This window comes from Nonomuraea sp. NPDC049400 (assembly GCF_044466425.1).
Taxonomy (GTDB): Bacteria; Actinomycetota; Actinomycetes; order Streptosporangiales; family Streptosporangiaceae; genus Nonomuraea.
The window spans coordinates 1-1,758 of sequence record NZ_JBITMP010000149.1 but is presented as its reverse complement, the minus strand read 5'-3'; the positions used below and the strand labels follow the sequence as shown (position 1 = coordinate 1,758).

At 68.3% G+C, this 1,758-nt stretch carries 1 protein-coding gene; it reads left to right on the top strand.

Going from position 1 to position 1,758, the window contains the following annotated elements:
• The first annotated feature begins 125 nt into the window (after positions 1-125).
• Positions 126-1,544, top strand: coding sequence for an IS1380 family transposase (locus ACIBVN_RS60815; protein WP_397152031.1), 1,419 nt, complete (start codon positions 126-128; stop codon positions 1,542-1,544).
• The last annotated feature ends 214 nt before the right edge of the window (positions 1,545-1,758 follow it).

The following is a 1,758-nucleotide window of genomic DNA, read 5'->3' as shown; positions in this document are numbered from 1 at the left end:
CTTAGCCTGAATCCACGGCGTGAAACTTTGAGCGAGGACCAGGAAATCAAGTGAGGTGCCCTTTGAACTGGGAGGATGGGAGTTCTTCACGCTTCCAGCCGCCCGTTACAAAGGACACCTCGTAAGTGCGATTCTCCCACGCCGCCAGCCGTACGCAGGCGATCTTCGATGACGAGCATGTGATCTCCTACGCTGGGCTGGCTCCGGCGCTGCGGCTGGCCGAGCGGTGCGGCCTGGACCATCTGGTCGGCGAGCACGTGGCGCTGGGGGCCGCCGACGGGGTCAACGCGCCCGCGAAGGTGACCTCGATCGTGGCCGGGATGGCCTGTGGCGCCGACAGCATCGACGACCTGGACCTGCTGCGGCACGGCGGGATGGACAAACTGTTCGCCGGGATCCGGGCGCCGTCCACGCTGGGCTCGTTCCTGCGCGCGTTCACCTGGGGCAATGTCCGCCAGCTCGACAAGGTCGCCCGCCAGGTGCTGGTTGCGCTGGCCGCGCATACCCCGCTGCTGCCCGGCGCTGAGGTGCTGGCCTTCCTCGACGTCGATTCGATGCAGCGGCGCACCTACGGCTACGCCAAGCAGGGCTCCGGCTTCGGCCACACCAAGATCCAAGGCAAGAATATGCTGGTCCGCGGACTGAATGTGCTGGCCGTCACATTGTCCACGCCGCTGGCCGCGCCAGTGGTGGCGGCCAGCCGGCTGCGCGGCGGCACCTGCGGGTCGGGCCGCGGCGCAGCCTCCCTGATCAGCCAATCGATCACGACCGCGCGGGCGGCGGGCTGCTCGGGCACGCTGTTGCTGCGCGGCGACTCAGCCTTCTACAGCGCCGATGTGGTGACCGCCTGCCGCGCCGCCGATGTCCGCTTCTCGGTCACCGCCAAGCTGGATCCCAAGGTCAAGGCGGCGATCGCCGCCATCGATGACGACGCCTGGACGCCGATCAAGTACCCTCGGGCGATCTTCGATGGGCAGGCTGGCGGGTGGGTCTCCGACGCCGAGGTCGCCGAAACCTCCTACGCCGCGTTTACCAGCAAGAAGAGCAAGCAGGTGATCGCCCGGCTGATCGTGCGCAGGGTCAAGAGACTCGACAAACCCGCCGGCGAGGACCAGGGCGAGTTGTTCCCCGCCTACCGCTACTACCCGATCTTCACCGACAGCCCGTATGCCCTCCTCCAGGCCGAGGAGCAGCATCGTGATCACGCGGTGCAGGAGCAGGTCAACGCCGATTTGATCGACGGACCGCTCGCCCACCTGCCCTCCGGCGTCTTCGCGGCCAACGCCGCCTGGCTCACCTTGGCGGCGATCGCCCACAACCTGCTGCGCGGCCTGGGCTGCCTGGCCTCGGCCTTCCACGCCAAGGCGCGCGGCGCCACCCTGCGCCGCCACCTGATCAGCGTGCCCGCCCGGGTGGCCCGGCACGGCCGATCCGGTGGCCACGGCCACCTGGTCCTGCACCTGCCCACCGGATGGCGCTGGCAGCCCGCCTGGATCAACGCCTTCACCGCCATGCACGACCCACCCGCCGCACGAGCGGCCTGACCAGCCGAAACCCAGATCACGCACCACCGACGATCGTCACGGTCATCCGCGCCACCGCGCACACCCCGAGTCCCCCAGAACCACCGGACAAGCCGCGACCCGAGCACGGCGGTCCTCCCACACCCGAAAACAGCCCCTCCACCTGCGGAACCGTTCCTCGTGGAGGAATTGGACCAGAAAACGATCACCAGGAATCACACAGTGGATTCAGGCT